The 25,362-nt window shown below is 74.1% G+C and carries 26 protein-coding genes; 11 read left to right on the forward strand and 15 right to left on the reverse strand.

The window, feature by feature from the left end; translation table 11 throughout:
* Positions 1 to 46 precede the first annotated feature (46 nt).
* Positions 47 to 238: a DUF397 domain-containing protein gene (locus AB0O40_RS27580; RefSeq protein ID WP_365047212.1), complete on the reverse strand. Its 192-nt coding sequence runs from the start codon at positions 236 to 238 to the stop codon at positions 47 to 49.
* A 5-nt stretch (positions 239 to 243) separates the two neighbouring features.
* Positions 244 to 1,104: a helix-turn-helix transcriptional regulator gene (locus AB0O40_RS27585; RefSeq protein ID WP_365047215.1), complete on the reverse strand. Its 861-nt coding sequence runs from the start codon at positions 1,102 to 1,104 to the stop codon at positions 244 to 246.
* Between the two features lie 257 nt (positions 1,105 to 1,361).
* On the opposite strand from AB0O40_RS27585, the gene AB0O40_RS27590 reads away from it, so the two are divergent.
* The gene (locus AB0O40_RS27590) at positions 1,362 to 1,754 is read left to right on the forward strand and encodes an ATP-binding protein (RefSeq protein WP_365047217.1); all 393 of its coding nucleotides are present in this window, start codon (positions 1,362 to 1,364) and stop codon (positions 1,752 to 1,754) included.
* Between the two features lie 28 nt (positions 1,755 to 1,782).
* Here AB0O40_RS27590 and AB0O40_RS27595 read toward each other — a convergent pair whose 3' ends face one another.
* The 3 genes from AB0O40_RS27595 to AB0O40_RS27605 form a co-directional block, all read right to left on the reverse strand.
* Positions 1,783 to 1,977, reverse strand: coding sequence for a DUF397 domain-containing protein (locus AB0O40_RS27595; protein WP_365047220.1), 195 nt, complete (start codon positions 1,975 to 1,977; stop codon positions 1,783 to 1,785).
* A gap of 94 nt (positions 1,978 to 2,071) precedes the next feature.
* Positions 2,072 to 2,332 carry a hypothetical protein gene (locus AB0O40_RS27600; RefSeq protein ID WP_365047222.1) on the reverse strand — a complete coding sequence of 87 codons (261 nt, stop codon included), beginning with the start codon at positions 2,330 to 2,332 and terminating at the stop codon, positions 2,072 to 2,074.
* Between the two features lie 153 nt (positions 2,333 to 2,485).
* Positions 2,486 to 3,412: a cyclase family protein gene (locus AB0O40_RS27605; protein WP_365047275.1), complete on the reverse strand. Its 927-nt coding sequence runs from the start codon at positions 3,410 to 3,412 to the stop codon at positions 2,486 to 2,488.
* A gap of 155 nt (positions 3,413 to 3,567) precedes the next feature.
* Between AB0O40_RS27605 and AB0O40_RS27610 the strand changes: the two genes are divergently transcribed.
* The 4 genes from AB0O40_RS27610 to AB0O40_RS27625 all read left to right on the forward strand — a co-directional run bounded on the left by AB0O40_RS27610 (position 3,568) and on the right by AB0O40_RS27625 (position 9,982).
* Positions 3,568 to 4,479 carry an SDR family oxidoreductase gene (locus tag AB0O40_RS27610; protein ID WP_365047225.1) on the forward strand — a complete coding sequence of 304 codons (912 nt, stop codon included), beginning with the start codon at positions 3,568 to 3,570 and terminating at the stop codon, positions 4,477 to 4,479.
* Between the two features lie 10 nt (positions 4,480 to 4,489).
* Positions 4,490 to 5,683, forward strand: coding sequence for an acyl-CoA dehydrogenase family protein (locus AB0O40_RS27615; RefSeq protein ID WP_365047227.1), 1,194 nt, complete (start codon positions 4,490 to 4,492; stop codon positions 5,681 to 5,683).
* Positions 5,680 to 6,747: a Zn-dependent alcohol dehydrogenase gene (locus AB0O40_RS27620; RefSeq protein WP_365047230.1), complete on the forward strand. Its 1,068-nt coding sequence runs from the start codon at positions 5,680 to 5,682 to the stop codon at positions 6,745 to 6,747. Before AB0O40_RS27615 ends, AB0O40_RS27620 begins: the two co-directional genes overlap by 4 nt.
* 64 nt (positions 6,748 to 6,811) lie before the next feature.
* On the forward strand, positions 6,812 to 9,982 hold the full coding sequence (locus tag AB0O40_RS27625) for a hypothetical protein (protein WP_365047233.1): 3,171 nt from the start codon (positions 6,812 to 6,814) through the stop codon (positions 9,980 to 9,982).
* Here AB0O40_RS27625 and AB0O40_RS27630 read toward each other — a convergent pair.
* Complete coding sequence (locus AB0O40_RS27630; protein ID WP_365047278.1) at positions 9,972 to 10,571, reverse strand: flavin reductase family protein; 600 nt, start codon at positions 10,569 to 10,571, stop codon at positions 9,972 to 9,974. The genes AB0O40_RS27625 and AB0O40_RS27630 overlap by 11 nt on opposite strands.
* 132 nt (positions 10,572 to 10,703) lie before the next feature.
* On the reverse strand, positions 10,704 to 12,041 hold the full coding sequence (locus tag AB0O40_RS27635; protein WP_365047235.1) for a helix-turn-helix transcriptional regulator: 1,338 nt from the start codon (positions 12,039 to 12,041) through the stop codon (positions 10,704 to 10,706).
* Between the two features lie 152 nt (positions 12,042 to 12,193).
* Between AB0O40_RS27635 and AB0O40_RS27640 the strand changes: the two genes are divergently transcribed.
* Positions 12,194 to 12,730, forward strand: coding sequence for a DUF4232 domain-containing protein (locus AB0O40_RS27640; protein ID WP_365047238.1), 537 nt, complete (start codon positions 12,194 to 12,196; stop codon positions 12,728 to 12,730).
* A gap of 15 nt (positions 12,731 to 12,745) precedes the next feature.
* Here AB0O40_RS27640 and AB0O40_RS27645 read toward each other — a convergent pair whose 3' ends face one another.
* The 4 genes from AB0O40_RS27645 to AB0O40_RS27660 all read right to left on the reverse strand — a co-directional run bounded on the left by AB0O40_RS27645 (position 12,746) and on the right by AB0O40_RS27660 (position 17,988).
* Positions 12,746 to 13,309 (reverse strand): MarR family winged helix-turn-helix transcriptional regulator, encoded by a 564-nt coding sequence (locus AB0O40_RS27645; RefSeq protein ID WP_365047240.1) that lies wholly within the window; start codon positions 13,307 to 13,309, stop codon positions 12,746 to 12,748.
* A gap of 100 nt (positions 13,310 to 13,409) precedes the next feature.
* Positions 13,410 to 14,234 (reverse strand): enoyl-CoA hydratase-related protein, encoded by an 825-nt coding sequence (locus AB0O40_RS27650; protein ID WP_365047243.1) that lies wholly within the window; start codon positions 14,232 to 14,234, stop codon positions 13,410 to 13,412.
* Positions 14,235 to 14,278: 44 nt separating this feature from the next.
* On the reverse strand, positions 14,279 to 16,513 hold the full coding sequence (locus AB0O40_RS27655) for an acetate--CoA ligase family protein (RefSeq protein ID WP_365047245.1): 2,235 nt from the start codon (positions 16,511 to 16,513) through the stop codon (positions 14,279 to 14,281).
* A gap of 281 nt (positions 16,514 to 16,794) precedes the next feature.
* Positions 16,795 to 17,988, reverse strand: a complete 1,194-nt coding sequence (locus AB0O40_RS27660) for an NAD(P)/FAD-dependent oxidoreductase (RefSeq protein WP_365047248.1) — start codon at positions 17,986 to 17,988, stop codon at positions 16,795 to 16,797.
* 180 nt (positions 17,989 to 18,168) lie between these two features.
* On the opposite strand from AB0O40_RS27660, the gene AB0O40_RS27665 reads away from it, so the two are divergent.
* Together AB0O40_RS27665 and AB0O40_RS27670 are read left to right on the forward strand one after the other, a co-directional pair.
* Positions 18,169 to 18,621 carry a DoxX family protein gene (locus AB0O40_RS27665; protein WP_365047251.1) on the forward strand — a complete coding sequence of 151 codons (453 nt, stop codon included), beginning with the start codon at positions 18,169 to 18,171 and terminating at the stop codon, positions 18,619 to 18,621.
* 92 nt (positions 18,622 to 18,713) lie between these two features.
* The gene (locus AB0O40_RS27670; protein WP_365047281.1) at positions 18,714 to 19,106 is read left to right on the forward strand and encodes a Zn-ribbon domain-containing OB-fold protein; all 393 of its coding nucleotides are present in this window, start codon (positions 18,714 to 18,716) and stop codon (positions 19,104 to 19,106) included.
* A gap of 19 nt (positions 19,107 to 19,125) precedes the next feature.
* On the opposite strand, the gene AB0O40_RS27675 is transcribed toward AB0O40_RS27670, so the two are convergent.
* Complete coding sequence (locus tag AB0O40_RS27675; RefSeq protein WP_365047253.1) at positions 19,126 to 19,830, reverse strand: pyridoxal 5'-phosphate synthase; 705 nt, start codon at positions 19,828 to 19,830, stop codon at positions 19,126 to 19,128.
* Positions 19,831 to 19,957: 127 nt separating this feature from the next.
* On the opposite strand from AB0O40_RS27675, the gene AB0O40_RS27680 reads away from it, so the two are divergent.
* A complete protein-coding gene (locus AB0O40_RS27680; RefSeq protein ID WP_365047255.1) occupies positions 19,958 to 20,458 on the forward strand; it encodes an anthrone oxygenase family protein in 501 nt (166 codons plus the stop codon).
* Here AB0O40_RS27680 and AB0O40_RS27685 read toward each other — a convergent pair.
* On the reverse strand, positions 20,421 to 20,900 hold the full coding sequence (locus AB0O40_RS27685; RefSeq protein ID WP_365047258.1) for a GNAT family N-acetyltransferase: 480 nt from the start codon (positions 20,898 to 20,900) through the stop codon (positions 20,421 to 20,423). The two genes, AB0O40_RS27680 and AB0O40_RS27685, sit on opposite strands and share 38 nt — an antisense overlap.
* A gap of 59 nt (positions 20,901 to 20,959) precedes the next feature.
* On the reverse strand, positions 20,960 to 22,129 hold the full coding sequence (locus AB0O40_RS27690) for an acetyl-CoA acetyltransferase (RefSeq protein WP_365047260.1): 1,170 nt from the start codon (positions 22,127 to 22,129) through the stop codon (positions 20,960 to 20,962).
* A gap of 144 nt (positions 22,130 to 22,273) precedes the next feature.
* On the opposite strand from AB0O40_RS27690, the gene AB0O40_RS27695 reads away from it, so the two are divergent.
* Both AB0O40_RS27695 and AB0O40_RS27700 read left to right on the forward strand, forming a co-directional pair.
* Positions 22,274 to 23,557, forward strand: a complete 1,284-nt coding sequence (locus AB0O40_RS27695) for an acyl-CoA dehydrogenase family protein (RefSeq protein ID WP_365047263.1) — start codon at positions 22,274 to 22,276, stop codon at positions 23,555 to 23,557.
* Positions 23,557 to 24,030, forward strand: coding sequence for a nitroreductase family deazaflavin-dependent oxidoreductase (locus AB0O40_RS27700; RefSeq protein WP_365047266.1), 474 nt, complete (start codon positions 23,557 to 23,559; stop codon positions 24,028 to 24,030). Before AB0O40_RS27695 ends, AB0O40_RS27700 begins: the two co-directional genes overlap by 1 nt.
* A 159-nt stretch (positions 24,031 to 24,189) precedes the next feature.
* Here AB0O40_RS27700 and AB0O40_RS27705 read toward each other — a convergent pair whose 3' ends face one another.
* Positions 24,190 to 24,837, reverse strand: a complete 648-nt coding sequence (locus AB0O40_RS27705) for a TetR family transcriptional regulator (RefSeq protein WP_365047269.1) — start codon at positions 24,835 to 24,837, stop codon at positions 24,190 to 24,192.
* Positions 24,838 to 25,362: the final 525 nt, after the last annotated feature.

The raw sequence follows: 25,362 nt of genomic DNA on the forward strand, positions 1-25,362 counted from the left end.
CCCCCCGCCCGGACCGGACAGGGGGTTCGAATGCGCCGGGGCCGGCTCAGGCGAGGTCGTCAAACTCGCCGGCGGCCGCCCCGTCGATGAACGCCCGGAGCTTGGCCCGGGTCGTCCTGATGATCGCGCCCGGGTCGTCGCTCTCGCGGATCAGGATCTCGCCGTCCTGCTCCGCGACTTCCAGGCAGTTGCCATCCGAGTCCGTGGACTTGGACGACTTGCGCCATTGAATTGCCACTGTTCTCACGCCTTCACTTGTTGCGCCATCTCGCGAATGAACTCGCGAGACCGTTCTGGGTCGTACGACCGCTCCTCGGTCCGGTCCAGCGCCGCCCGGTAGTTGGCCAGACGCGTTTCGGCGTCCAGGAAGGCGGACCCGTTGGGGGTGTCGATCTGGACGGTGTCCAACTGGGGGACCGGTCCGTACGCGTAGAGCGTGGAGCTTCCGGCTTCGGGGAATCCGCCGACCTCGAACGGGATCACTCGCACGGTCAGGTTGTCCCGCTCGGAATGCTCCAGCAGGTAGTCCAGCTGGCTGACGGTGACGTCGGGCCCGCCGAACCTCATGCGGAGTGCAGCCTCGTGGATGAGGAAAGTGCACTGGGGCGGGTCTTCCTTCCGGTCGAGGACGTCTCGGCGGCGCATCCGGAAGGAGAGGCGGCGACGTAGTTCCACCGGGCGGTGGGCCGGAACTGCCTCCTCGAACACGGCGCGGGCGTAGTCCTCCGTCTGGAGGAGGCCCGGGATGTGCATGATCTGCACGGATCTGAGCGCCACGGCGTGGTGCTCCATCTCGGCCAGGTCGAGCAGTCCGGCCGGCAGTTCGTCGCGGTGGCTGTCCCACCACCCTCGGCCCCGGTCTTCGGCCATGGCCGCGAGTGCGTCGACGTACAACTCGTCGGCGCAGCCGTAGTGACCGGTCCAGCTCCGCACGCGGTCGGTGCTGACGCCGAATCTGCCGCTCTCGACGTTGCTCATGGTCGTCCGGTCCGCGCCGAGTTGAGCCGCTGCCTCGGTGAGCGAGACTCCAGCCCTCTCGCGGATCTTCCGCAGCTCAGCACCCAGCCGGACCTGTCGGGCGGTTGGGACCTTCCTTGGCGGCATCGGCCTCCCCTCCTGTCGGGCATCAGTGTGGCCCCTGGGCTGGGACGCGGTCCACAAACACCGAGGGTTACGCGAAACCGTATAAAGAGTTGTACCGATGGCGCTACAGTCGGTGTCGGCATCGTCACATGGCGTGTGAAGGCAGTCGCGGCCCGCCGCGGCCAGAGCCACGCACGCGGTGGCGTGAACTCGTACCGCGTTGGGAGACAGCCATGACGAAGACGAGCGCTTTAACTCTGGTCCCCGCACCCGAGCCCATGAACTACCGCCTGGTCGCCCCCAGTAGGGCTGACACTCCTCGGATCGCCCGCGAATGGGTGGTGCTGGTCCTGCGGACCACCGGGCTCGGGCACCTCGCCGAACGGGCCCGGCTTTGTACCTCCGAGGTGGTGACCAACGCCTACCGGCACACGGACACCGCCGAGATCGCGGTGGAGGCGGTCCTGCTGGACGGCGGCATCACCGTCTACGTCTATGACAGCGCGCCCGAGCACTGGCCCGGCACAGGGCGCGGCCTGCTGGGGCTCAGTACGAAAGAGGGCGGCCGCGGCCTCGGCCTGGTGGCCGCGTACGCCGACGAGTGGGCCGTCATAGCGGCCGAAGGGAAGGCCAAGGCCGTCTGGTTCAGCCTGACGGGCGCCGCCCGGTAGCCCCTCGACGGGGCCCGGCGGCGCGGCGTCAGGCGAAGTCGTCGAACTCGCCCGCCGCGGCCCCGTCGAGGAAGGCCCGCAACTTGGCCCGGCTGGTCCGCACGACCACGTCCGGCCGGTCGCTCTCCCTGATCAGGATCTCGCCGCCCTGCTCGGCAAGCTCCAGGCAGTTCGTGCCCTCTGCGTCCGTCGACTTCGACGACTTCCGCCACTCGATGTCCACCGTCACACACCTCCGCAGTCGCTACCCCGACGGGCCAAGCCTGCCCCCCCGCCGAGCCGCCGTCCATCAGGTCTCGGCCGGCAGGCCGCGGGAATCAGGCCGCCGCGCCCCGGACGGTCCGGCCCGCCCCGCTCGCCTCGATGACGTCGGCCGGGCCGCAGCCGGGGCAGCTCGCCGTGGTTGCCCGGTCGCCGGTGTCCGTGGGGGCGGTCTGGCCCCAGCCGCTGCCCATGGCGACGGGCCAGTCCGCGCCCCAGCCGTTCTGGACGGCGGGGGTGGCGGCGAGGAGGCCCAGCGCGGGGGCGGCGGCGAGGGCGAGCGTGGCGATCGCGCGGGTGAGGGGGGTCTTCGTCATTCCATGATCGTCGCACCGCCGACCCGCCGGAGGACAGGCTTCACCCGGAGCACCCGGAGCACCCGGAGCACCCGGAGCACCCGGAGCACCCGGAGCACCCGGAGCACCCGGACCAGCCGGACCAGCCGGAGCAGCCGGGGATGCCCGCGCGCGTCAGAGGATCGCCACCGGGGCCACCGGAGTCCCCGTACCCCCCACGAATGGTTCCGGCATCGCGGAGAGGAAGAAGGCGTGGCGGCGGGCTTCTGCACAGGCTGTGGACAGGGTTTCCAGGTTCCAGTTCTGGCCCTGGTGCATGCCCATCTCGACCAGGTCCAGGGCGTGCACCGGCAGCCACAGGTCCTCGATCTCCGGGGGGAAGATCTCGAAGGTCAGGGTGTCGTTGGCGACGGCCGCCACGTCCCGGGCGTGGAACCACTCGGGGGTGTGCACGGACAGGCCCGGTGAGGGGAAGCCGTAGCCGTGCTTGTCGCCGGCCAGGTAGACCTGGACCTGTCCGGTGCGGACCAGCACGATGTCCCCGGCCCGGACGCTCACCCCGCCGAACTCCTCGGCCTCCTCCAGGTCCTCGGGGGTGACGGCGTGGCCCCCCGGCAGCCGGTCGAGGCCCTTGGCCCGGGCCACGTCCAGCAGCACGCCGCGCGAGACGATCGGGGCGGCCTTCTCGATGCCGCTGTACTGGGCGCGGGTGTGCGCGGTGATCGAGGAGGCGGGGCGGCCGTTGTAGATGCGGCCGGAGTGCGAGACGTGGGTCAGGGCGTCCCAGTGGGTGGCGGACTGCAGGCCCATGGTCACCGCGTCGTCGCTGCACGCGACCGTGCCGGGCCCGAAGATCTCCTGGTTGATCTGGACCATGGTGTGCAGCGGGTTGATCCGGCCCGGGATCATGCCCGCCTGGACGCCGTCCTCCTTCAGGGGCAGCGCGAGGGGGACCCGCCGGCCGCTGGTGATCGCCGCCGCGGCCTCCCGCACCACCGCGTCGGTGATGAGGTTGAGGGTGCCGATCTCGTCGTCGGCGCCCCAACGGCCCCAGTTGTTCACGCGCTTGGCGATCTCGTGGAACTCGGCGGGCATGGCCATGGGCTTCGGCTCCTCGCTCGGTGCGGTGGCGGTCCACCCGGCCGGCGGCCCGGTGGCGGGGCCCCGACGGCCGGTGGCGGTCTGGGTCTTGTGCGGGCGTATCCGCGTACCCAAGAATCTAACGGTCCGTCAGAAATCTCGGGAAGGGGCCGGACGTGGGGAACTTCTTGGCAGGCAAGGTGGTCGCCGTCACCGGTGCGGGCCGCGGCATCGGCCGGGCCGTGGCGCTCGCCGCCGCCGCCGAGGGCGCCAGGGTCGTGGTCAACGACTACGGCGTGTCCATCGAGGGCGGGGAGCCCAGCAGCGCGATCGCCGAGGAGGTGGTCAAGGAGATCACCGCGGCCGGCGGGCAGGCCATCGCGGTGGCCGACGACATCTCCACCATGGCCGGCGGCCAGCGCATCGTCGACCTCGCGCTCGCCGAGTACGGCCGGATCGACGGCGTGGTCTGCGTGGCCGGCATCCTGCGCGAGCGGATGCTCTTCAACATGTCCGAGGAGGAGTGGGACCCGGTGGTCGCCACCCACCTCAAGGGCACCTTCACCGTCTTCAAGGCCGCCTCCGCCGTGATGCGCAAGCAGGGCGGCGGCACCCTCATCGGCTTCACCAGCGGCAACCACCAGGGCTCGGTCGCCCAGGCCAACTACAGCGCGGCCAAGGGCGGGATCATCTCCCTGGTCCGCTCCGCCGCCCTCGGCCTGCACAAGTACGGCGTCACGGCGAACGCGGTCGCCCCGGTGGCCCGCACCCGCATGTCGGCCAACGTCCCCATGGAGCTCAAGGAGATCGGCGAGCCCGAGGACGTCGCCGCCCTGGTCGTCTACCTGCTCAGCGACCGGGCCCGCAGCGAGCAGATCACCGGGCAGGTCTACACGATCGCCGGACCCAAGATCGCCGTCTGGGCGCAGCCGCGCGAGCTGCGCGCCGGGTACGCCGAGGGCTCCTGGACGCCGGAGAAGATCGCCGACTTCCTGCCCGGCACGGTCGGCACCGACCCGATGCCGATGCTCGCCCAGCTCGAGGCGATGGCCAAGGCGGCGGCCGCCAAGGACCGCCCGAACGCGTAGGGGGCCCGTCGTGGACTTCGGCTTCGGACCGCAGGACGAGGAGTTCCGGGAGCGGGCCCGGGACTGGCTGGCCGGCCATCTGACCGGCCCGTACGCGGCGGCCGCCGGCCTCGGAGGCCCCGGCAGTGAACACCAGGGCGTCGCCGAACGGCGCGACTGGGAGCGCGAGTTGGGGCGCGGCGGCTGGATCGGCCTGGGCTGGGACGCGCCGGCCGGGGCCTACGGCCAGCGGTGCGCCACGCTCACCCAGCAGGTCGTCTGGGCCGAGGAGTACGCCCGGGTCCGGGCCCCGGGCCGGGTCGGCCACATCGGCGAGAACCTGCTCGCCCCCACCCTGCTCGCGCACGGCAGCCCCGAGCAGTGCGCCCGCTTCCTGCCCGGCATCGCCCGGGGCGAGGAGCTGTGGTGCCAGGGGTACAGCGAGCCGGGGGCGGGCTCGGACCTGGCCGGGCTGCGCACCGCGGCGGTCCGTTCCGACGGCGGCTGGCTGGTCACCGGGCAGAAGATCTGGACCTCGCTGGCGCAGGACGCCGACTGGTGCTTCGTGCTGGCCCGTACCGAGGCCGGCTCGGTCCGGCACCACGGCCTGTCGTTCCTGCTGGTGCCGATGGACCAACCCGGCCGGATCGACGTGCGGCCGATCCGGCAGATGTCCGGGACCAGCGAGTTCAACGAGGTCTTCTTCGACGGGGCGCGGGCGGCCGAGGTGGTCGGCGGCGAGGGCCACGGCTGGCGGGTCGCGATGGGCCTGCTCGCGCTGGAGCGCGGGGTCTCCACGCTCGTCCAGCAGATCGGCTTCGCGGCCGAACTGGAGCGGGTGGTGGCCGGTTTCCTCGCCGGGCCGGCCGCCGGGGATCCCGTGCTGCGCGACCGGCTGGTACGGCAGTGGGCCGAGCTGCGCACCATGCGGTGGAACGCCCTGCGCACGCTGGGCAGTTCGGAAGCCGATCCGGGCGCCCCCAGCGTGGCCAAGCTGCTGTGGGGCGGCTGGCACCGCCGGCTCGGCGAGCTCGCCGTACAGGTCCGCGGGGCGGCCGCGAGCCGGGGCCCGGCCGACTGGTCGCCGCTCCTGCCGTACGAACTCGACGAGGAGCAGCGGCTGTTCCTCTTCACCCGCGCCGACACGATCTACGGCGGCTCGGACGAGATCCAGCGCAACATCATCGCCGAGCGGGTGCTCGGCCTGCCAAGGGAGTCGCGATGAGAGGTGTCGTCTTCGACGGCAAGCAGACGCAGGTGGTCGACGACCTGGAGGTCCGGGACCCGGGGCCGGGGGAGGTGCTGGTCGGCATCCGGGCGGCCGGGCTCTGCCACAGCGACCTGTCGGTGATCGACGGGACCATCCCCTTCCCGCCGCCGGTGGTCCTGGGCCACGAAGGCGCGGGGGTCGTGGAGGCGGTCGGGGCCGGGGTGACGCACGTGGCGCCCGGCGACCACGTCTCGCTCTCCACCCTGGCCAACTGCGGGGCCTGCGCGGAGTGCGACCGGGGCCGGCCGACCATGTGCCGCAAGGCGATCGGGATGCCGGGGCAGCCCTTCTCGCGCGGCGGCAGCCCGCTCTACCAGTTCGCCTCCAACTCGGCCTTCGCGGAACGGACCGTGGTCAAGGCGGTCCAGGCCGTGAAGATCCCCGAGTCGATCCCCTTCACCTCGGCCGCGCTGATCGGCTGCGGGGTGCTGACCGGGGTCGGGGCGGTGCTCAACCGGGCCCGGGTGGACCGGGGAGAGTCGGTGGTGGTGATCGGCAGCGGTGGGATCGGGCTCAACGTCCTCCAGGGCGCGCGGATCGCGGGCGCCACGAAGATCGTGGCGGTGGACGCCAACCCGGCCAAGGAGGCGGTGGCCCGGCAGTTCGGCGCCACCCACTTCATCGACGCCTCGGCGGTGCCGGACACGGTCGCGGCGGTCAAGGAGGTCCTGCCGACCGGCGCCGACCACACCTTCGAGTGCGTGGGCAACGTCAAGCTGATCCGGCAGGCGGTGGACCTGCTCGACCGGCACGGCCAGGCGGTCCTCCTGGGCGTGCCCGGCTTCACGGACGAGGCGTCCTTCCTCGTCTCCTCGCTCTACCTGGACAAGTCCATCCTCGGCTGCCGCTACGGCTCCTCGCGCCCGCAGCGGGACATCGCCCTGTACGCGGAGCTGTACCAGGAGGGCCGCCTCCTCCTCGACGAACTGGTCACCGAGACCTACCCGATCGAGGACTTCGCCAAGGCCGCCGACGACGCCCACCACGGGCGGGTGGCACGGGGGGTGCTCACTTTCTGAGTCCGGCGGACCGCCGGTCCGGCATCCTGGGCTCCGGAGCTCGTACGGGTACCAGGGGGCGGGGATGCCGGGACCATTGCAGTACGCCGACGCGGTGAGGCTGCTGGGCGGGGGCGGCCCGCTGGTGGACGCCCTCGACCGGGCGGTCGGCGGCGCGCTGCTCGCCGCCGCCGGGCCGGTCCCCGACCTGGTCCTCGGACTGCTGGGCGGCGAGGCCCGGTTGGGGGAGCTGAGCCGGGGCCTGGTCACCGGACTCGCCGAACGGCTCGACGGCCTGGGGCGGTTCGACCGCACCCAGCGGCTCGCCGCCGCCCACGCGGTGATCGTGGTCGCCGCCTACGGGGACGTCGTCGCCGAGACGGCCCTGCCCTTCGACGTCCGCGAACTCCGCATGAGCCGGGGGGAGTCGGTGCACGTGGTCACGGGTGCGGCGGCCGCCTCGGACCGGCCGGCCGGGCTCGCCGGACACCTCCTGCGGTCGGCGCTGCCGGTGCCCTCGCCGGTGCGCCCGTACGAGGAGACCCTGCGGGACCTGCGTGCGTTCTACCGGACGGCCTCGGCCCTCATGACCCGGTACGTCGAGGGCTGCGCGGTGTGGGACGGGCTGCCCGAGGAGGACCGGGACGCGGTGCGGCGGCTCCTGGACGAGGAGGTCCCGGACCGGGCGGTCGAGCGCTACGAGGAGCACCTGCGCCGGCTGATCGTGGACGTACCCGAGGTCGGGGTCTGGGCCGACCGGCTCGAGCACGCGTCGACCCGGAACGTGCTGCGGGCCGGGCTCGTGGAGCTGGCGGGCGTCACGGAAGCCCTGCGGGCCCTGGCCGCCGGGCCCAGAACGGCCGTCGCCGAGGCGGTGCTCGCCCTGCGGTCGCTGTCCGCGGAAGCCCTGACCGGTCCGGTGATCGGGGCCGCGGACGCCCTGGAGGGCCTGTCCATCCCGTCCCTGCACGATGCGTACGTCAGCCCGGACTTCCGGCTCCGGGAGTTCGCGGTGGCCGACCGGCTGGCGGAGGACCGCTGGTGGGAGGGGCTGCCCGCCCGGCCGGGCCTGGACGAGTTCCTGGGCCGGCTGCTCCTGTCGCCCCGGGCCACGGAGGCCCCGCTGCTCCTCCTCGGCCAGCCCGGGGCCGGCAAGTCCCTGCTGACCAAGGTGCTCGCGGCCCGGCTGCCCGCCGCGGACTTCCTGGCGGTGCGGGTGCCGCTGCGCGACGTACCCGCGGACGCGGGCGTCCAGGAGCAGATCGAGGCCGCCCTGCTCCAGGCGACCGGCGAGCGGCTGGACTGGCCGGACCTCGTGCGGGCGGCCGACGGGGCGCTGCCGGTGGTGCTCCTCGACGGCTTCGACGAACTGCTCCAGGCGACCGGGCTCAACCAGTCCGACTACCTGGAGCGGGTGGCCGCCTTCCAGCGCCGGGAGGTCGCGCTCGGCCGGCCGCTCGCGGTCCTGGTGACCAGCCGCACGGTGGTGGCCGACCGGGCGCGGCTGACCCCGGGCGGGCTGGCGATCCGGATCGAGGCCTTCAGCGAGGCGCAGACGAAGGACTGGCTGGACCGCTGGAACACCCGCAACGCGCCCTACTTCCGGGACCGCGGACTCGCCCCGCTGGCCGAGCGGGCGGTGCTCGCCCAGCCCGCGCTCGCCGCGCAGCCGCTGCTGCTGATGATGATCGCGCTGTACGACGCGCAGGAGAACGCCTTCCAGCGGGACGCGGACGCCCTCGCCGGATTCGGCCTCTACGAGCGGCTGCTGAGCGGGTTCGCGCGTCGGGAGGTGCTGAAGCTGGGTGCGGCCCGGACGGACGAGGACCTGGAACGGGCCGTGGAGGCGGAGCTGTTGCGGCTCTCGGTGGCGGCGGCCGGCATGTTCAACCGGGGCCGCCAGTGGGTGACCGAGGCCGAGCTGGACGCCGACCTGGGCGTGCTGGTGCCCGACCACTTCGCCCCGGTCCCGCCGGCCGGGCTGCGCGCCCCGCTGGGCAAGGGGGAGGCGACCTTGGGCCGCTTCTTCTTCGTCCACCACGCGGAGGCCTTCCGCGACGCGGCGGTGCTGCGCTCGTACGAGTTCCTGCACGCGACCTTCGGCGAGTTCCTGGTGGCCCGGCTGGCGGTGCGGGAGGTCCTGGACCTGGCCGCGGAGCGGGCGGAACACCTGCGGCGGCCGCGCCGGCCCGCCCCGGACGACTCGTTCCTGCACGCGGTGCTGTCCTTCGCGCCGCTGACCTCGCGGGCCGCGGTCGTCTCCTTCGTCGTCGAGGTCCTGGGGGGCCTGGACGACGGGAGGCGCCACCAGGCCCGGGAGCTGGTGCGGGCCCTGCTGGGGGAGGCGCTGCGGGAGCGCCGCTCCGCCGCCCACGCGGAGTACCGGCCGGGCGATCTGACCGTGCCGGCGCGGCACGCGTCGTACGCCTCGAACCTGCTCGTGCTGCTGCTGGCCACCGGTCCGGTCACCGGGAGCGAGCTCTTCCCCGATCGGGCGGAGCCGGTGGAGGCCTGGCGGCGGCTGGTCCAGCTGGTCAAGTCGCAGATGTCGGTCACGGCGTGGCGGGACTTCGCCGGCTGGCTGGTGCTGGTGCGGCGGTGGCGCGACGGGGAACCCGAGGTGGAGCTCCGGCTCGGCCGGCCGGGCGGTCCGCAGCCCGGTGTCGCGGGGCCGGGGGCCCGGGGGAGCGGGCCGGACGACTGCGAGGTCGACGTCTTCTGGACCTTGGGCTGGGGGCCCGGCCATGCGATGCGGCCGTCGGACGCGTCCGGCTTCTTCGGCTGGCAGCACCGGGACGCGGACGAGCTCCTGCGGGACGCCTTCCTACTGTGCGACGAGGACGGCGACACGCTGGTCCACGCGGTGCAGGCGCTGTCCGGGGCCGGGCTGACCCGGCTCCTGACCGGCTTCGCGAGCACGGGCGGGGACGGGGCCGCCTCGTCGGCGCACCTGCTGCTGAAGGCCGTGGCGGAGCTGCTGGTCGAGGGGGCGCAGAACCGTCCCCCGCGGACTCTGGGGCGGCTGCTCTGGGCCCTGTACGCCTTCGATCCGGGCGAGCCCCAGCCGATCCAGGACTTCCTGATGGCGGTGGTGCGGCTGTGGCGGCTGGCGGGCCACGAGGTGCCCGAGGAGTGGGTGCGGCGCGCGGTGGATTCGGTGGAGCAGCACAAGGCCGGGCTGGCCGTGCTGATCCGGCAGCTGGCGGGCTTCGGCCCGGAGGGGTCGGAGGACTGGGGGCCGCTGCTCACTCCGTGAAGCGGCCGAACCTGCCCTTGTGGAAGAGGAGGGGGGAGCCCTCGCCGGCGGCGCCCATGGCCTCGACGCGGCCGACGACGATGAGGTGGTCGCCGCCGGTGTGGACGGCGTGGATCCGGCAGTCGATCCAGGCCGGTACGTCGGCCAGCTGGGGCGCGCCGGTGACGGGGGCGGGGGTGTGGGAGACGCCCGCGAACTTGTCGGCGCCGCTGACCGCGAAGGCCCGGCAGAGGGTGCCCTGGTCGGCACCGAGGATGTTCACGCAGAACACCCCGGCGCGGGCGATCCGCGGCCAGGTGGTGGAGGTGCGGGCCACCATGAAGGTCACCAGCGGGGGTTCGAGGGAGAGCGAGGCGAAGGACTGGCAGGCGAAGCCGGCCGGCCCGTCCTCGTCCTCGGCCGCCGGGGCGGTGATCACGGTGACGCCGCTGGCGAAGTTGCCGAGCACGGCCCGGAAGTCGGCCATGGAGATCGGCGCCCGCTCGTCCTCCCCGACGGCCCGCAGCTCGGGCCGCGGGTGCGGGTCGATCGGCCCCCGCGGTGCGGGGGCGCCGGTGGTCCTGAGATACCGGATGACGGTCGCCGCCATCCCTGCGTGTGGTCCCATCATGACCGGAATTAGAGCTGACGGGGCGTCAGATGGGAAGGGGTGCGGGGGCCGCGCCTGCCGCCCCCGGGCCCGCCGGGGCACGGCCCGCACCGCCGGCCGGCCCGCGCCGGCTCAGCGCGTGTACCAGGCCTGCTTCTCGGGCCAGTAGACGTAGCGGGTGGCGTTCTTGGTGGCGCTGATGCGGAAGGGCTTTTGGCCGTCGCCGATGCGGATCCGGCCGTGGCGGTCGCCGCTGCTCCAGGCGGCCTCCAGGTAGAACTCGACGTCGTTGTCCTCGGTGTGCACGAACAGGTTCAGCACCTGCGGGTCGTGGGTGGAGACCTTGTACGGGAAGTCCTTCGCGGGCACCACCACGTCGCCCTGGTGGCCGGCGACCGGCCGGGACCGCGGCTGCGGGGCGTCCAGGTCGATGTCGAAGACCTGCGGGGTGAGCCCGCCGCCGCACCCCTCGCCCATCGAGTACGAGTGCTTCAGCTGCGGGGCGCCGCGGCGGACCACGCGGACGTCCAGGCCGGTCAGGACGACCGAGGAGTCCGTCACCCCCGTCGCCGTCAGCTGGAGGTACTGGCCCAGGGCCGGCACCCCGCCCAGCGCCAGGGACCAGCTGCGGTCGTCCTGCGGCGGGGGCGGCGGCGGGACCTGGGCCGGTCCCTTGTCGAGCAGGTACTCCTCGAAGCAGGGGTGCTCCCAGTTGTACGAGCTGAGGCCCACGCGCGGCGCGACGCCCGCGCCGTCGTCCTCGGGGGCCGTCCCGCCGGTCAGCTCCTGGCCGCCGCCCTTCGCGTCGGGGCCGGCGCCGTCGCCGCCCAGCCGGTTCACGGCCAGCGCCCCCGGTACGGCCACGGCGACCAGGGCCGCCAGCGCGAGCCCGGCCCGCACCCGGCGGGTCCGGCGCCGGTGACGCTCCTCGGCGGCCGGGGCCGGGGCCGGGGCCGGGTCGGTGTGAGGGTCCGGGGCCGGGTCGGGATCCTCGGCCCGGTCCGGGGCGGGAGCCTGCCCGCCGTCGGGAGCCGCGGTCGTCGCGGGAGGTACGGGAGCTACGGGAGCCGTGGGGGCCGCCGGGGCCGGCACCGCGACCGGCGCGGGGGCCCGTACCGCGTCCGGTCCGCCCGCCTTCGCGCGGCGGCGGGACTCGTCCGCGAGGATCCACTGGCGGTGCAGCTCGACCAGTTCGTCGGCGTCGGCTCCGCAGAGCCGGGCCAGCCGCTCCACCGGGGCGTAGTCGGCCGGGACCGCCTCGCCGGTGCAGTAGCGGTGCAGGGTCGAGGCGCTCATGTGCAGCTGGCGGGCGAGCGCGCCGTAACTCAGCCCGGACCGGTCCTTCATCGCCGTCAGCAGGCCCGCGAAACCGCCCGTCCCCGTTGCCAACTGGCTCTCCCCCTCGTCCCGCCGTTCCGGAACGCATCCCAGCGGCTCGGTGTTCTTGCAGGTCAGGAGGCGTTTCGCCATCCCGGCGTCCCTATTGTCACCGATCGGTTGTCCCAGCCGGAGGGGGCCACGCACTCTCGTTGCAGATCGACCGGAACAACGGCCGGAACACCCGGGCCGAGAACCGGAACCTGCACCACCACGACCTGCAACACAGAAACACGGGGATTCACATGCGTACCCTCCGCACCGCCCGCACCGCCATCGCCGTCTCGGCCGCCCTGCTCGCCGGCCTCGCCGCGAGCCAGACCGCCAGCGCGGCCACCGCGCCGGCCGCCGCCGCCCGCACCTCGTACGCCACCTGCACCGGCTCCAACACGACCGTCACCGCGGCGAAGGTGCAGCGGCCCATCAACCACCTGCTGCTGAAGGCCACCAACACCTCCCGCAGCACCTGCGCCGTCTACCTCGGCCCGTACCTGCGCTTCGACCAGGCCCAGGCCGCCACCCCCTTCATCGAGGAGAGCCACCCGCAGGCGGTCCTCCTGCTGAAGCCGGGCCAGAGCGCGTACTCCGCGGTCGTCCTCCAGGGCGAGGACACCAGCACCCTGCGCAAGGTCAAGAAGCTCAAGGTGCTCTTCGGCGGGCGCAGCGGCCACGGCTCGGTCGGCGCCGCCGCCGCGCCGAAGCTGCCCGCCAACACCTACCTGAGCGACGACGCGGCGGTCACCTACTGGCAGCCGACCGCCGCCGACGCCCTCCAGTGGTGAAGGGGGAGCTACCCCCTAGCGGCCCGCGCGGGCCGCGGCGATGTTGTCGGCCATCCGGCGCAGCACCCGCAGCGTGGTGACGTAGTCCTCGTCGCTCACGCCCTGGTGGATCTCCGTACGGAGGTCGTCGACCAGCTGCTTGATCTCCGCCATGGCCGTCCGGCCGGTCCCGGTGACCGTCAGCCGGCCCGCCGGGTCCTCGGCCAGCCAGCCGCGGTGCAGCAGCTGGTCGATGGCCCGCGGCACGTCGTCCGGCCCGTCCGTGAAGCCGGTCAGGTCGCCGATCACCACCGGCCGGGTCGCCCGGTCGCCGGCCCGCTGGACGCGGTTCAGCGTCCACCACAGCGGCTGGCTGACGTCGATGCGGGCCATCGCGTCCCGGATGTGCCCGATCACGGCCCGGTGCGCGTGCCCGCTCCAGTAGCCGACGGGCTGGCTGGGCAGCATCTCGTCGGTGGCGGCCGGGTCCGCGGCGGCCGCGGGGGTGCCGCCGGGGCGTGCGGCGTCCGGGCCCGCGGGCCCCGATGTCACGGGCCCGGTTGTCGAGGCCTGGGCAGGGGCGTTCGGTGTCGTGGTCATGTGACCGACCGTACGGCTGCGGCCGGGGCCGGGGGCAGGGTCCTCGAGGGCGCCTCAAGGCCTTCGCGGAGGGGCCTGCCCCCGGTCGTGCCCCCGGTCCTCACAGCCCCCGGTATTTGGGGGTGCGCCGCTCGACGAAGCTGGCGACGCCCTCGTTCGCGTCGGCGGTGGACATGTTGAGCTCCTGGGCGGTGGCCTCGGCGGCCAGGGCCGTCCCGCGGTCGCCGTCCAGGGAGGCGTTGACCAGCGCCTTGGTCAGCGCCAGGGCCCGGGTCGGCCCCTGGGCCAGCCGCTCGGCCCACTCCCGCGCGAGCCCGGCCAGCTCCCCGTCCGGTACGACCCGGTTGACCAGGCCCAGCCGCAGCGCCTCCGCCGCCGGTACCGCGTCCCCGAAGAACATCAGCTCCTTGGCGCGCTGGGGTCCGACCAGCCGGGGCAGCAGGTACGCGCCGGCGCCGTCCGGCACCAGCCCGCGCCGGACGAACACCTCGATGAACTTCGCCGAGTCCGCGGCCAGCACCAGGTCGCAGGCGAAGGCCAGATGGGCCCCGATGCCCGCGGCGGTGCCGTTCACCGCCGCGATCACCGGCTTCTCGCAGTCGATGACCGCGGTGATGAAGCGCTGTGCGCCCTGCCGGATCATCCGCGCCACGTCCCCGACCACCCGCTCGCCGCTCTGGGCGGGCGAGCCGCGCAGGTCGGCGCCGGCGCAGAAGCCCTTGCCGGTGGCGGTGACCACCACCGCCCGGACCGCCGGGTCCGCCGAGGCCGCGGCCAGCAGCGCCATGATCTGCTCGCGCTGGTCCCAGGTGACGGCGTTCATGGCCGCCGGCCGGTTGAGCGTGATCCAGGAGACGCCGTTCTCCAGCCGGTGCAGCACCTCATCGGTACTCGTATCCGTACTCGTGCTCGTACCGGCGGTCATCCCGGTCCCCTCTCCCGCGTCTCTCGCGTCTCCCGCTCCGGTGATCATCGGCAGATCGCCAGGGCGTCCAGCGCGACCGCGCCCTGGCCGCGCGGCAGCACCATCAGCGGGTTGATGTCCAGCTCGGAGAGCTCGTCGCCCAGCTCCAGCGCCATCCGCTGCACCCGCAGGACCACCTCCACCAGCGCGTCCACGTCCGCCGGCGGCGCCCCGCGGACCCCTTCGAGCAGGGCGTGGCCGCGCAGTTCGCGGAGCATCGAGCGGGCCTGGTCCTCGCCGAAGGGCGGTACCCGGACCGCCGCGTCGTGCAGCACCTCGACCAGCACCCCGCCGAGCCCGACCGTGACGGTGGGGCCGAAGAGCGGGTCCTGGGTGACCCCGACGACCATCTCCACGCCCCGCTCGACCATCTGGCAGACCAGGATCCCGTCCAGCGGGACGTCCTCGTACCGTGCGATGTCCGTCAACTCCCGGTAGGCGTCCCGGATCTGGCTGGCCGAGGTCAATCCGACCTTCACCAGGCCCAGTTCGGTCTTGTGGGCCAGCTGCGGGCCGGAGGCCTTCATCACCACCGGGTAGCCCACCAGCCCGGCCGCCCGGACCGCGGCCGCCGCGCTGGTCACCAGCTGCTCGCGCGGTACCCGGATCCCGTACGCGCGCAGGAGCTGCTTGGCGGCGTGCTCGCTGAGCTGCTGGCCCGGCCGCATCAGGGCCTGCGCCTTGCGGTACGAGGGCGAGGGGGTGCGCGGGGCGTCCTCGAAGGGGGAGCGGTAGCCGGCGGTGAAGCGGTGGTGGCCCAGGTAGGCGCGGACCGCGGTGATGCAGTTGCCGAAGGTGCGGAAGGTCGCCACCCGCGAGGAGCCCAGCAGGGTGCTGCGGTAGGCCTCCTCGGTGCCGACCGGGGAGCCCCACACCACGCAGATCAGTTTGTCGGTCTCCTCGGCGGCGTCCACCAGGTCCTGCGCGAGCTTGTCGCTCATCGGCGGGAAGGGGCCGGTGATCGGACAGATCAGCACGCCCACCGAGGGGTCCGCGAGGATCGCGTCGATGATCTTCCGGCCGCGCCAGTCGCCGACCGGGTGCCCGCCGTTGTCGACCGGGTTGGCGACGTTCAGGAACTCCGGGATCCACTGGTGGAGTTCGTCCTGCTTGGCCGGGGAGAGGGTGGGCAGCGAGAGCCCCGCCTCGGTGGCCAGGTCGGAGAAGTGCGCGCCGGTGCCGCCGGAGATCGAGTACACCACCACCCCGTCCGCCTTCGGCTTCCGGGCCCGGGCCAACAGGGCCGCGGTGTCCTGGAGTTCGTCCAGGCCGTCGACCCGGATCACCCCGAACTGCCGCATCGCCGCGTCCACCACGGTGTCCGCGCCGGTCAGCTTGCCCGTGTGGGAGGCGGCCATCCGGGCGCCGGTCTCGGTGCGGCCGACCTTGACGGCCACCACCGGGACGCCGTTGCGGGCCGCCCGGTCCGCGGCCAGCAGGAAGGACCGGCCGTCCTTGAGGCCTTCGGCGTAGCAGGCGATCGCGCCGACCTCCGGGCGCTCGGCGAAGTACGAGATGAAGTCGGCCGTCTCCAGGTCGGCCTCGTTGCCGGTGGGCGCCCAGTGGGAGAGCCGGATGCCCAGCTCCTGGAGGGTGTAGACGGGCCGGCCCTGGTGGCCGGACTGGGTGATCAGCGCGATGGCCGGGCCGTCGAGGTCGGTGCGGAACTCCTCGAAGGCGTTGAGGTTGGTGTTGGGCCCCAGCAGCCGCAGGCCCGAGCGCTGCACGGCGGCGGCGAGCCGCTGCTGGGCCGCCGCGCCCTCCTCGCCGGTCTCGGCGAAGCCGGAGGCGAAGGCCACCGCGAACTTCACCTTGGCCTCGGCCAGTTCCTCGATCACCGGCAGCGGGTCGGCGACCAGCAGGACGGCCAGGTCGACCTGCTCGGGCAGCGCCGCGACGTTGGGGACGCAGGGCCGTCCGAAAACGGTCTGCCGCGCCGGGTGCACCGGGTGCAGGCGCGCGCCGACCCGCTCGGACCAGGCGATCAGCTGGCGGGTGATGCCGGTGTTGGGTCTGCCCTCGGCGTCCGAGGCACCGATGACGGCCACCGACTCGGGCCGGAAGAACCGGTCCAGGTCGGGCACGTCGGAGTGCAGCGGGCGCCCGCTGACGTCCAGGTCCGCGGCCGCGCCGGCCGGGGCCGGGGCCGTGGAGTGGACGGCCTTGCGGGGCTGCTCCCCGCAGGCCTCGACACGGGCGCGGAAGTCGGTGGTGAAGGTGCCGTGAGTAGATCCAAGCATCGTTCCGCCCGCTCCTGCTCGATGACTCGCCAAGACTGAGGCCGTACGCGTACGCCGCTCCTGTCGCTGCGGGCCATGGGAAGACCCGTACCGGACAAGGAAGCTGACGTGTAGTCAGATTACTGAACTGACGGCCTGTCAGGAACAGGGTGGGCGGGTCCGGATTTCGGCGGCGGTCGCCGGAGCGGCCGGACCCGGGTGGTGCGAAGCCGCTGTACGGGTGGTACGGCGGCGCGGTGCGGAGCCGGTGCGGTGGCGCTGTACGGGCGGGACGGCGGCCGTCAGGTGCGGGGCCCGCCGGTGCTCCGGGTGCGGGCCAGGACCCGGGCGATGCGCTCGGCGTCCCGGGCCAGCTCCCGCAGCATTCCACTGATGGGGTTGGTGTAACCGGTGAAAAAGAGCCCTTCTGCGGCGGGGCGGGCCCCCTTGCGGCGGGGCAGCCCGCGCTCGTCCAGGACGCCCAGGTGTCCCACCAGCCCCTCCAGCCCGCGCCGGTAGCCGGTGGCCGCGATCACCGCGTCCGGGGTGATCCGGGTGCCGTCGGCGAGGACCGCCTCGGCCCCGTCGAAGGACTCCAGGGTCGCCACCGGCAGCACGGCCCGGGCCTTCACGGCGGCGATCAGCCCGACGTCCTGCACCGGTACCGCGCCCTGCTTGACCCGGCTGTAGAGGCCGGTGTCGGGCCGGGGCAGCCCGTACGGCGCCAGGTCCGGCACCGACAGCTTCGCGGTGAGGGCGCCGAGCCGGTCCACCAGCCGCACCGGCAGCCGGCGCACCAGGATGCCGGTCCGCTGGGCCGGCCAGCCGGCGGTGGAGCGGCGCACGATGTGCGGCGCGGTGCGCACGGCCAGCCGGACCCGGCCCGCGGCCCGCCCGGGACCGCCCTCGGTGAGGTCGACGGCTATCTCGGCGCCGGTGTTGCCGACGCCGACCACCAGCACGTCCTGCCCGGCGTACGGGGCGGCGTCGCGGTACTCGCTCGCGTGCACCAGCGTGCCCGGGTACTCCGTCGCCCCGGGCCACTCGGGCAGGTGCGGGGTGTGGTTGTAGCCGGTGGCCACCACCACGGCCGAGGCGGTCAGCTCCCGGCCGCCGGTCGCGTGCAGCAGCCAGCCGCCGTCCGGGCCGGGCGCCGGGTCGATCCGGGTCACCTCGACACCGGTGATCAGCTCGAGCTCGTGGTACTCGGCGTACTTCTCCAGGTACCGCACCACGTCGTTGCGGGCCACCCAGCGGCCGAACCGGCGCGGTATCCGCAGGCCCGGCAGGGCGGAGAGCCGGCGGGTGGTGTGCAGCCGCAGCCGGTCGTAGTGGCGCCGCCAGGAGGAGCCCACCTCCGCCGTCTTCTCGACCACCACGGCCCGCACGCCCCGGGCCCCCAGGGCGGCCGCCACGGCCAGCCCGCCGGGCCCGGCGCCGATCACGTAGACGGGGCGGGGCTCGGTGCGGTCGTCGGAGGGGGCGGTTTCCAGCATGGGGTGTGAGCGTATCGGCACGCAGCGTTGATGGGTCTCGGTCAAGAAGGGAATCGGTTGCGAATCGATCACGGGGCGGGGCGGGGTCCCGGAAGGGCCGTGACGGGGGGTTGTGCGGTGGCTCCGCATCCGCTGAACTGACGTACCGTCAGATAAGTGGTGGAGGGAGGTGGTGAGCCGGTGCGCAGCATCGCGCTCAGCGGCGCCGAGTGGGTGGCCGTACTCCGCATGGGGCTCGGCCTGTGGTGGCTGGAGAGCTGGCGGCACAAGGACAAGAAGGGCTGGTTCGAACGCGGCACGGGCATCGCCTGGGCGGCGGACGTGGCCGGCAAGCACCGCTGGGGGTTCGTGCGGTCGGGCTTCGCGACGGTGGTGCAGCCGCGGCCCCGGCTGATGGCGTACGTGGTGGTGTACGCCGAACTCGCCCTGGGGCTGGGCCTGGTGCTCGGCTTCCTGACGCCGGTGGCGCTGGTCGGCGGCCTGCTGCTGAACCTGCTCTACCTGGTGCTGATGATCCACGACTGGGCCGAGCAGGGGCAGAACGCCATGATGGTCCTGATCTCGCTGGTCGCGCTCTTCGCGATGAGCTGGCAGGTCTGGTCGCTGGACGAGGCGATCGGGCTGTTCCTGTGAGCGGGGCGGGGGCGGGGGCCGCCGCCGGGGCCGGTGGAGCCGGTGCGGCTGCCGGTGCCGGTGCTGCGCAGGCGGCCGGGCCGCGCTTCGACCTGCCGGACGTGGACGCCTTCACCCGGCCCTGGTGGACGGCGGCGGCCGAGGGCCGGCTGCTGCTGCGCCGCTGCGGGGCCTGCGGGCGGGCGCACCACTACCCGCGGGAGTTCTGCCCGCACTGCTGGAGCGAGGACGTCGCCTGGGAGCCGGCCACCGGCCGGGCGGTGCTCTACACCTGGTCCGTGGTGCACCGCAACGACCTGCCGCCCTTCGGCGGCCGGGTGCCGTACGTCGCGGCCGTGGTCGACCTCGCGGAGGGCCCCCGCATGATGACCGAGCTGGTCGACTGCCCGGCGGAGGCGCTGCGCGTCGGCATGCCCCTGGAGGTCGCCTTCCGCCGGGAGACCGAGGAGGTCACCGTCCCGGTCTTCCGGCCGGCGGGGGAGTAGGCAGGGGGCGGGACCGGACTCAGGGCCAGAGGAGTTCGCGGGTCCAGGCGGTGGCGTCCGGGGCCGGGCGGCGGTAGCGGAGGCGGACGTGCCGGCGCTGGGCGTCGCCCTGGAAGAACTCGACCTCCCGCGGTGCCAGGAGGTACGCGGTCCAGGTCGGGGCGGGCGCCGCCGGCTCGGCCCCGGCCCGCTCCCAGGCCGCGGCCGAGGCCCGGGCCAGCTCGTCCAGCGAGCCGAGGACGGCGCTCTGCCGCCCGGTCAGCGCGGCGGCCAGCGCCCCGCGGGAGCGCACGGCCAGATCGGCCCGGCTCGCCACCGGCCCGGCGGCCGTGACGGAGCCGCGGACCCGTACCTGGCGCCCCACCGCCGGCCAGTAGAAGCCGAGGGCGGCCTCGGGGGCGGCGGCCAGCTGCCGGCCCTTGGCGCTGACGGAGTGCGAGGCGAAGTGCCAGCCGTGCTCGTCGGCGTCGTGCAGCATCACCGTCCGCACGTCGGGGCGGCCGTCGGCGTCCACGGTCGCCAGCGACATGGTGTGCGGCTCGGTCTGCCCGGCCCGCGCGGCGTGCGTGAACCAGTCACGGAACAACGGCAGCGGCGCCGCCGGCGCGGCCGCCGGGTCGAAGCCGGGCAGCTCCACGTCCCACACCCGCAGCGAGTGCAGGAGCGAGTGGAAGTCGTCGGTCCCGGCGGGACGGGCGGTGGTGGCGGTGGGATCGGGGCTCATACCGGCCATCTAAGCCGAGAGCGGCGGCAGCGGCGGGCTCCGGCCACGGCGCCCGGGGACGAACGCGTAGCGGACCGAGAGCTTCGCGTATGGGCCCGAAGGGGGTCCGGGCGGTGGGATGGGGGACATGGAAAACAAGGTCGCGTTCTCGCTGGCACTCACCTCCGCCCTCACCGCCGGCACCGTCGGCGGCATCTTCTACGCCTTCTCCACCGGCGTCATGAAGGCCTTCTCCGCGCTGCCCCCCAAGGACGGCATCGCGGCGATGCAGTCGGTCAACGTCGCCGTCATCAACCCGCTCTTCCTGGGCGCCTTCATGGGTGGCGCGGCCCTGGCCCTGGCCGCCGGGATCTACGCCCTCACCCACCGGACCGACGCCGGCTCCTGGTGGCTGCTGGCGGGCGCGCTGGCGTACCTGATCGGCTCGTTCATCTGGACCATGGCCTTCCACATCCCCCGCAACGACGCCCTCGCCGCGCTCGACCCGGCCTCCCCCGGCAGCGTGCAGCCCTGGCTGGACTACGTACGCGTCTGGACGGCCGGCAACCACGTCCGCACCGTCGCCTCGCTGGCCTCCTCGGCCTGCTTCATCATGGCGCTGGTGGCGCGTCGTCCCAGCGCGGGCTGAGCCGCAGCTCGGCGTACGGGACCGTGTCCCCGGGCAGCAGGTACCGGTCGAACTCGGTGAAGCCGCGGCTCAGCGCGAAGGACAGCCCGGCCGGGTTGGAGAGCAGGACCACGGTCTCGACCGTCCCGGCGCCCAGCTCCCGGGCCCGTGCCAGCCCGCGCCGGTACAGCCGCTCGCCGAAGCCGCGCCCCCGGTACGGCGGCAGCACCCGGGCGATCACCGTGGCCGTGCCCGTTCCCGCGGCGGGCGGCCGCACGGTCGTGCAGCCGACCGCCACCTCGCCCAGGTAGGCCACCTCCAGGTGGTAGCGCCCGTTGCGCTCCCGCACCTCGTCGAGGGTGAGGGCGTCGGGCGGCACGATCTCGTTGTGCACCCGCCGCCAGTCCTCCAGGCCGGGGTCCCCGTCCGGGCGGGCGAACCGCAGTACCTCGTCGTCACTCATGGCCGCACCCAAGCGCCCGCCGGCGCGCGCCGTCAACCGAATAGGGGCGCGGCCCGGGGTCAGTCCCGGCCCAGGACGAGGGTGCCGGAGGAGCAGAACCAGCCGCCGGTGCCGGAGGCCACGGCCAGCCGGGGCAGGCGCCCGCCGGGTTTGCGGACCTGGCCCTCGCCGGCCTCGCCGCGGAGCTGCCGTACCGCCTCCACCAGCAGGAACAGTCCCCGCATCCCGGGGTGGCAGGCCGACAGGCCGCCGCCGTCGGTGTTGACCGGCAGTTCGCCGTCCCGCAGCAGCCGGCCCTTCTCGACGAAGGCCCCGCCCTCGCCCTTGGCGCAGAAGCCGAGGTCTTCCAGGGTCACCAGCGTCATGTACGTGAAGGCGTCGTAGATCTGCGCCACGTCCACCTCGGCCGGCCGCACCCCGGCCCGCTCGAAGGCGAGGCGGCCCGAGACCGCCGCGGGCGAGACGGTGAAGTCGGGCCACTCCGACATCGTGGTGTGCGAGACGGCGGTACCCGAACCCAGCACCCAGACCGGTGCCTTGGCGGTGTCCGGGACCAGGTCCTCGGCCACCAGCAGGACCGCGCAGCCGCCGTCGGAGCGGATGCAGCAGTGCAGCTTGGTGAAGGGGTCCGCGATCATGTCGCCGGACAGCACCTCGTCGACGGTGACGGGGGTGCGGAACATCGCGTCGGGGTTGGTCGCGGCGTTGGCGCGCGCCTGGACGGCCACCGACGCCAGCTGTTCCAGGGTGGTGCCGTACTCGTGCATGTGGCGCCGGGCGGCCATCGCGTACTTGGCCACCAGCGTGTGGCCGTACGGGACTTCGAACTGGAGCGGGCCCCGGGAACCGAAGGAGAGGTTCGAGGTGCGGCGGCGGGCCTTGATGTCGGCGCGCGCGGTGGAGCCGTAGACCAGCAGCACGGCCCTGGCGTGGCCGGCGGCGATGGCGTCGGCGGCGTGGGCGGCCATGACCTCCCAGGTGGCGCCGCCGACGGAGGTGGAGTCGACCCAGGTGGGACGCAGCCCGAGGTATTCGGCCACCTCGACGGGGGCCAGGGTGCCGAGGCCGGCCGAGGCGAAGCCGTCGATGACCGAGCGGTCCAGCCCGGAGTCGGCGAGGGCCCGGCGGGCGGCCTGGGCGTGCAGGGCGTAGGGGGTGGCCTCGTCCACCCGTCCGCAGTCGGACAGGGCGACGCCGGCGACGGCGACCTTGCGTGAGGGCACAGACATGAATCTGACGGTACATCAGATATGGTCGGCCGCGGCAGCCTCGGGACCCGCTCCGGCTCCGGGAGAAGGCCCGGCGGGGGTATGGGTATTTCGGGGAGGGGGACCTAATATGACGCGCCGTCAGATACGGGAGGAGCCCCGCCGATGGACGCCGCCTTCACCGCGGAACAGGACGAGATCCGCCGCACACTGAGGGAGCTGCTGGCCAAACGCAGCGGACCGGAGGAGGTCCGGGCCGCGGCCCTGACCGGCGCCGGGTACGACCCGGGGCTCTGGCGGCGGCTCGCCCGGGACCTGGGCCTGGCCGGGCTCGCGCTGCCCGAGGCGGACGGCGGGGTCGGCGGCGGCCCGGCCGACCTCGCGCTGGCCTGCGAGGAGACCGGCCGGGCCCTGGCCCCCTCGCCGCTGCTGGCCACCGCCGTGCTCGCCGCGCCGCTGCTCGCCGCCCTCGCCGGCCCCGCCCAGCGGGCCGGGCTGCTGCCCCGGATCGCCGCGGGGGAGCTCACCGCGACCCTCGCGGTACCCGGCACCGCGCTGGCCACCGCCCTCGCCCTGACCGGGGAGAACGTCCCCGGCGAATGGGCCGGCGGCGGCCGGGCCGGCGGGGTGCAGGCCCGGGTGGACATGGCGGAGGGCGGCTGGCGGCTCTACGGCGAGGCCGAACAGGTCCTCGACGGGCACAGCGCCGGACTCCTCCTGGTCGCCGCCCACACCGGCGGCTTCGCCCGCAGCCGCACCCTCCTCTTCCTGGTCCGCGCGGACGCCCCCGGCCTGGTCCGCACCCGGCAGACCGCCCTCGACGAGACCCGCCCCCAGGGCCGCGTCCAACTGCGCGAGGTCCCCGCCGAACTCCTCGGCGCCGACGACGAGGCCGCGGTCTGCGCCGCCCTCGCCGCCACCGGCCGGCTCGCCGCCGCGGTACTCGCCGCCGAGGCGGTCGGCGCGGCCGCCCAGGCCCTCGCCCGGACCCTCGAACACGTCGGCACCCGCGAGCAGTTCGGGCGCCCCATCGGCTCCTTCCAGGCGGTCAAGCACCGGCTGGCCGACGTCTACGTACAGGTGCAGGCGGCCCGGTCGGCCGCCTACTACGCGGCCTGGGACCCGCACCAGGGCACCCTCGCCCTGGCCCAGGGGCTCGAGGCGCTGCGCACCGCGGCGGGCGAGGCGGTCCAGCTGCACGGCGGCATCGGCTTCACCTGGGAACACGAGGCACACCTCTACTTCAAGCGGGCCGCCGCCGACGAACTGCTCTTCGGCCCCGTCCACCGGCTCCGCGGCCACGCGGCGGAGCGGGCCGGGCTCTTCGCCCCGGCCGGTGCGGCGGCCGTCCCCGCCGGTCCCGCCGCCCGGGCCGCCCGGACCCCCGCCGGGTCCGCCCCGGACGTCCCCCCGAACACCCCCCGACTCGACCAGGAAGTGGCGGTCTGATGCCCCCCGGTGTCCGCTTGATGCAGAAGGTCTCCTCCACGCGTACGTTCGCCAGGATCGCCCCGCACTTCATCCCCGCCATGGACCGCGCGGTGCACCGGCTCACCCGCGGCAAGGTCATGCTGAGCGCCCAGATGCTGCCGGGGGTGATCCTCACCGCCAAGGGCGCCAAGAGCGGGCAGCCGCGCACCACCCCGCTGGCCTGCATGCCGGAGGAGAAGGCCGGCACCTGGCTGCTGATCGGCTCCAACTTCGGCCGTCCGGGCCATCCGGCCTGGACCGCCAACCTGCTCAAGCACCCCGACGCCGACGTGAGTTGGAAGGGCCAGGACATCGCGGTCCGGGCCCGCCTGCTGGCGGGGGAGGAGCGGGCCGAGGCGTGGGCGGCGGTACTGAAGTTCTGGCCCCCGTACGCCACGTACCAGGCGCGGATCGAGCGCGAGATCCGGCTCTTCCGGCTGGAACGGCGCTGAGCGGGGGCGGTACCTGCGGGGGCGGTCGGCCGTACGGGGGAACCGGGCCGGGATGCACCGCGGCGGCGGACCCCCGTGTGGTCCGCCGCCGTGCAGACAGGATGTGCCGGTGGGCCGGCGCCGCGGGCTCTCCCCGGGCCCCGGCCGGCTCTTCGTCGGCTACTTCGTCGGCTTCTTGCCCGTGATGCCGAGGTGGACCAGCAGGGCGAGGTTCGGCTTGAGCTCGGCCTGCTTGACGCCCCAGGTCTGGAAGCCCTTCTGGTGCGAGGCCACCGCGGCGAGCATCGCGACCAGGGAGCCGGCCATCGCGGCCGGGCTGAGGTCCTTGTCGACCTTGCCCTTGGCCTGGAGCTCCTTCATCGACTCCGTCAGGGAGTTGGTGACGGAGTTCAGGATCTTCATGCGGATCTTGTAGAAGCGCTTGTCGCCCTCGGCGGCGCCGAGGTCGACCACGCGGAGGATGGCGTCGTTGCGGCGCCAGAAGTCGAGGAAGCCCTCGACCAGTTCCTCCGAGGTCTGCCAGCCCGCCTTGCCGACCCAGTTGCGGCCCTCGACCAGGGCGGTCAACTGCGCGCCTTCGGTGGCCATTTGCTCCGCGATCTCCAGTACCGCGCCCTCGACGTCGGGGAAGTACTGGTAGAAGGTCGCGGGCGAGGTCCCGGCCTTGCGGGCGACGTCGATGACCTTGACGTCGCGGTACGGCGAGGAGCTGAGCATCTCGCTGAGGCAGTCGAGCAGCTTCTGCCGCGTCGCCTGTCCGCGCCGACCGGCCACGCGGCCGTCGACGGTACGTACTTGTCCTGTCATGCCGTCAGCTTACCGACGGGTGATCGGCGCGCGATTCGGCCGCCTGCAAATGGGGACCCCCTCCCCCTTCTGTGGCCCACCCCGGGCTGCACCCGACCGCGGCCGCCCGCCGCTGCGGCTTGTGCGCAGCCCCGCCTACCAGCCCCGCCGGCGCTTGAGGCGACCGTCGCGGAGCGGCGGTGCGGCTTGTGCGCAGCCCCGCTGTCCCCCTTGCCAGCCTCGCCGGCGTTTGAGGCGCGGGGTCCGGGGCGGAGCCCCGCTGTCCCCCTACCAGCCGCGCTGGGGGCACCTCCCAGCGGTAGCTGGGGGAGTTTGAGGCGATCGTCGCGGAGCGGCGGTGCGGGGGCTCCGGGGGCGGCTGCCCACCGGTTTCGGGAAGGGGCGGGGTGGGGTCTGGCTCCGCGCAGCGGCCGGGCGCGGGCCCGGGAGCCGCGCCTCAAACGCCGGCGGGGCTGGGATGTCCCCGGCGCGGCCGGAGCGCAAAGGGGGGGGGGGGGGGGCGGGTTGGGGGGGCGGGCCCCGGCC

The organism is Streptomyces sp. NPDC089919 (genome assembly GCF_040684615.1).
In the GTDB taxonomy this organism is placed as follows: Bacteria; Actinomycetota; Actinomycetes; order Streptomycetales; family Streptomycetaceae; genus Streptomyces.

Excerpts from the sequence above, each read along its gene's own strand:
- AB0O40_RS27645 (WP_365047240.1), bottom strand. The coding sequence starts at position 13,309 with ATGACCACGACACCGAACGCCCCTGCCCAGGCCTCGACAACCGGGCCC.
- AB0O40_RS27600 (WP_365047222.1), bottom strand. The coding sequence starts at position 2,332 with ATGACGAAGACCCCCCTCACCCGCGCGATCGCCACGCTCGCCCTCGCC.
- AB0O40_RS27705 (WP_365047269.1), bottom strand. The coding sequence starts at position 24,837 with ATGACAGGACAAGTACGTACCGTCGACGGCCGCGTGGCCGGTCGGCGC.
- AB0O40_RS27625 (WP_365047233.1), top strand. The coding sequence starts at position 6,812 with ATGCCGGGACCATTGCAGTACGCCGACGCGGTGAGGCTGCTGGGCGGG.
- AB0O40_RS27655 (WP_365047245.1), bottom strand. The coding sequence starts at position 16,513 with ATGCTTGGATCTACTCACGGCACCTTCACCACCGACTTCCGCGCCCGT.
- AB0O40_RS27700 (WP_365047266.1), top strand. The coding sequence starts at position 23,557 with ATGCCCCCCGGTGTCCGCTTGATGCAGAAGGTCTCCTCCACGCGTACG.
- AB0O40_RS27680 (WP_365047255.1), top strand. The coding sequence starts at position 19,958 with ATGGAAAACAAGGTCGCGTTCTCGCTGGCACTCACCTCCGCCCTCACC.
- AB0O40_RS27685 (WP_365047258.1), bottom strand. The coding sequence starts at position 20,900 with ATGAGTGACGACGAGGTACTGCGGTTCGCCCGCCCGGACGGGGACCCC.
- AB0O40_RS27630 (WP_365047278.1), bottom strand. The coding sequence starts at position 10,571 with ATGGCGGCGACCGTCATCCGGTATCTCAGGACCACCGGCGCCCCCGCA.
- AB0O40_RS27660 (WP_365047248.1), bottom strand. The coding sequence starts at position 17,988 with ATGCTGGAAACCGCCCCCTCCGACGACCGCACCGAGCCCCGCCCCGTC.
- AB0O40_RS27605 (WP_365047275.1), bottom strand. The coding sequence starts at position 3,412 with ATGGCCATGCCCGCCGAGTTCCACGAGATCGCCAAGCGCGTGAACAAC.
- AB0O40_RS27590 (WP_365047217.1), top strand. The coding sequence starts at position 1,362 with ATGAACTACCGCCTGGTCGCCCCCAGTAGGGCTGACACTCCTCGGATC.
- AB0O40_RS27690 (WP_365047260.1), bottom strand. The coding sequence starts at position 22,129 with ATGTCTGTGCCCTCACGCAAGGTCGCCGTCGCCGGCGTCGCCCTGTCC.
- AB0O40_RS27695 (WP_365047263.1), top strand. The coding sequence starts at position 22,274 with ATGGACGCCGCCTTCACCGCGGAACAGGACGAGATCCGCCGCACACTG.
- AB0O40_RS27635 (WP_365047235.1), bottom strand. The coding sequence starts at position 12,041 with ATGGCGAAACGCCTCCTGACCTGCAAGAACACCGAGCCGCTGGGATGC.
- AB0O40_RS27620 (WP_365047230.1), top strand. The coding sequence starts at position 5,680 with ATGAGAGGTGTCGTCTTCGACGGCAAGCAGACGCAGGTGGTCGACGAC.
- AB0O40_RS27650 (WP_365047243.1), bottom strand. The coding sequence starts at position 14,234 with ATGACCGCCGGTACGAGCACGAGTACGGATACGAGTACCGATGAGGTG.
- AB0O40_RS27640 (WP_365047238.1), top strand. The coding sequence starts at position 12,194 with ATGCGTACCCTCCGCACCGCCCGCACCGCCATCGCCGTCTCGGCCGCC.
- AB0O40_RS27675 (WP_365047253.1), bottom strand. The coding sequence starts at position 19,830 with ATGAGCCCCGATCCCACCGCCACCACCGCCCGTCCCGCCGGGACCGAC.
- AB0O40_RS27585 (WP_365047215.1), bottom strand. The coding sequence starts at position 1,104 with ATGCCGCCAAGGAAGGTCCCAACCGCCCGACAGGTCCGGCTGGGTGCT.